This window comes from Dietzia sp. B44, from assembly GCF_014145245.1.
In the GTDB taxonomy this organism is placed as follows: domain Bacteria; phylum Actinomycetota; class Actinomycetes; order Mycobacteriales; family Mycobacteriaceae; genus Dietzia; species Dietzia natronolimnaea.
The window spans coordinates 1-2276 of record NZ_JAALEF010000369.1 but is presented as its reverse complement, the minus strand read 5'-3'; the positions used below and the strand labels follow the sequence as shown (position 1 = coordinate 2276).

2 protein-coding genes and 2 pseudogenes are annotated in these 2276 nt (G+C 73.0%); 3 read left to right on the top strand and 1 reads right to left on the bottom strand.

Translation table 11 applies throughout. From position 1 onward, the window contains the following. A pseudogene (locus G6017_RS12055) lies at positions 1-364 on the bottom strand (hypothetical protein); the annotation flags it as partial. 71 nt (positions 365-435) lie between these two features. Between G6017_RS12055 and lspA the strand changes: the two are divergent. From lspA to G6017_RS12040, 3 genes and pseudogenes are all read left to right on the top strand, one after another. Continuing rightward, complete coding sequence (lspA, locus tag G6017_RS12050; RefSeq protein WP_182617568.1) at positions 436-1062, top strand: signal peptidase II; 627 nt, start codon at positions 436-438, stop codon at positions 1060-1062. Next, positions 1055-1981 (top strand): RluA family pseudouridine synthase, encoded by a 927-nt coding sequence (locus G6017_RS12045; RefSeq protein ID WP_182617567.1) that lies wholly within the window; start codon positions 1055-1057, stop codon positions 1979-1981. The genes lspA and G6017_RS12045 overlap by 8 nt, the downstream gene beginning before the upstream one ends. Next, positions 1978-2276 (top strand): annotated as a pseudogene (locus G6017_RS12040) (hypothetical protein); the annotation flags it as partial. The gene G6017_RS12045 and the pseudogene G6017_RS12040, both read left to right, overlap by 4 nt.

Sequence of the window (2276 nt, the reverse complement as noted above, 5' to 3'; positions counted from 1 at the left end):
TCGTCTGCTCGGGGGTCTCGTCGATCCTCGGCTCCGAGCCCGGCACGGTCGTGCGAGACGTCGCGGACCTGGTGACGGCGACGGTCACGGGCTCACGCGAGGGGGCGTAGGCCAACACCCTCAGGTCCCCGGAGCCCTCGTCGAGGAGCTCGACCGTCGGGGCGGGGCCGGGGTCCACCTCCACCGCCGGCTCCAGGCCCTGGTCCTCCTGCGCGCTGACCGCCGCGTCCCCGGGGGAGTCCCCGCCGTCCGAGCACGCGGCCGTGGAGGCCACGAGCGCAGCGGCCAGCGCGGTGACGAGGAGTCGGCGACCGCCTCGCGTGGGTCGGGAAGGGCCGGAGGCACGGGGTGTTCGGGGGTTCACGACCCCCGATCCTAGAGGGTCCACCCACCGGGCCACCCGGCCCCGCCGGGGGATCAGGGATACTGGACCGCATGACGGAGACCAACGGGACGCGGTCCGACGCCACGGGGACGACGCCCGGCGGTGCCGGTGCCGGCTATTTCAGGGCGGGGCCGGTGGTCATGCTGATGATCGCCGCGGTGATCGTGACGGCGGACCAGGTGACCAAGGCCCTTGCGGTGTGGGGACTCGAGGGACAGGACCCGATCCGGATCGTCGGCGACACCGTACGACTGCTCCTCCTGCGCAACCCCGGGGCGGCCTTCTCGATGGGGACCGACTCGACCGTCGTCCTGAGCATCGTGGCGACACTGGTCGTGCTGGGATTGCTGTGGTTCTCGCGCCGGGTCCACTCGCGGTGGTGGGCGTGGGGACTCGGGTTGATCCTGGGTGGTGCCGCCGGGAATCTCGTCGACCGGTACCTCCGCTCGCCCGGGGTGCTGCGCGGACACGTGGTGGACTTCGTCTCGGTCGGGTGGTGGCCGGTGTTCAACGTGGCCGACTCGAGTCTGGTCGTCGGCGTGATCGTGGTGGCCGTCGCCGTGTTCAGGGGCGTGGAGTTCGACGGCTCGCGTGGGTTGGTGGCGGAGGACTCCGCCGCGACGGAGCGTCGTGACGGCGGGGACGGCGGCGACACCGTGGGCGGAACGCATGGGTGAGCTGCGCACCTTCCCCGTCCCGGACGGTCTCGACGGGATGCGGGTGGATGCGGGCGTCTCCCGCCTGCTCGGGATCTCCCGGACCGCGGTCGCCGACCTCGCCGGCGAGGGCAAGGTGCTGATCGACGGCCGGGCCGTGGGCAAGTCCGACAAGCTCACCGGGATGTCGTGGATCGAGGTCGAGATGCCCGACCCGCGGGCCGAACCGGCGGCGGTCGCCGAGCCGGTGGAGGGGATGTCGGTCATCTACTCCGACGCCGACCTCGTCGTCGTCGACAAACCCGTCGGCGTGGCCGCCCACCCCTCCGTGGGCTGGACCGGCCCCACCGTGATCGGGGGGCTGGCGGCCGCCGGGTACCGCATCTCCACCTCGGGGCCGTCGGAGCGCAAGGGGATCGTCCACCGCCTCGACGTGGGCACCTCCGGCCTGATGGTGGTCGCGGCCTCCGAGCGCGCGTACACGCTCCTCAAGCGGGCGTTCCGCGACCGCACGGTCGACAAGACCTACCACGCGCTGGTCCAGGGACACCCCGATCCGCTGTCCGGGACCATCGACGCCCCCATCGGCCGCCACACCTCCAACGACTGGCGGTTCGCGGTCACCTCCGACGGCAAGCACTCGATCACCCACTACGACACGCTCGAGGCGCACCAGGCCGCGACGCTGGTCGAGGTGAAGCTGGAGACCGGGCGCACCCACCAGATCCGGGTGCACTTCTCCGCCCTGCACCACCCGTGCGCGGGGGACCTGACCTACGGCGCCGATCCGGTGCTGGCGAGGCGGCTCGGGTTGGAGCGGCAGTGGCTCCACGCGGTGGGGCTCGGGTTCGACCACCCGGGCACCGGTGAGCGCGTGGACTTCGCGAGCTCGTACCCCGATGACCTCCAGCACGCGCTGGACGCCCTCCGCGCGGCGTGAGCAGGCCCCGGGGCACCGGTCGGACGACCCCCCGATCGGCCGGCCTGCGGGTCCTCAGGATCGCGGGTGTCGGGGTGGTGATCGTCCTGGCGTTGGTCGCCGTCCTCACCGCGCTGCGCACCGAGCTCCCGCGCAGCCCCGGGGTGATGAGCGACGCGCTGGGCCCCGAGAACGGCGAGGTGGTCGACGACTACCTGGCGCGTGCCGCGAGCTCCCTGGGTGACGACGACGAGGACCCCGCCACCGGAGCAGACGACCACCGCTGGGCCCTGGTGTCCGCCGACCGGGCGTGGAC

What these genes read in the sequence shown, in the direction of transcription:
- lspA (WP_182617568.1), top strand. Translation starts at nt 436, where the DNA reads ATGACGGAGACCAACGGGACGCGGTCCGACGCCACGGGGACGACGCCC.
- G6017_RS12045 (WP_182617567.1), top strand. Translation starts at nt 1,055, where the DNA reads ATGGGTGAGCTGCGCACCTTCCCCGTCCCGGACGGTCTCGACGGGATG.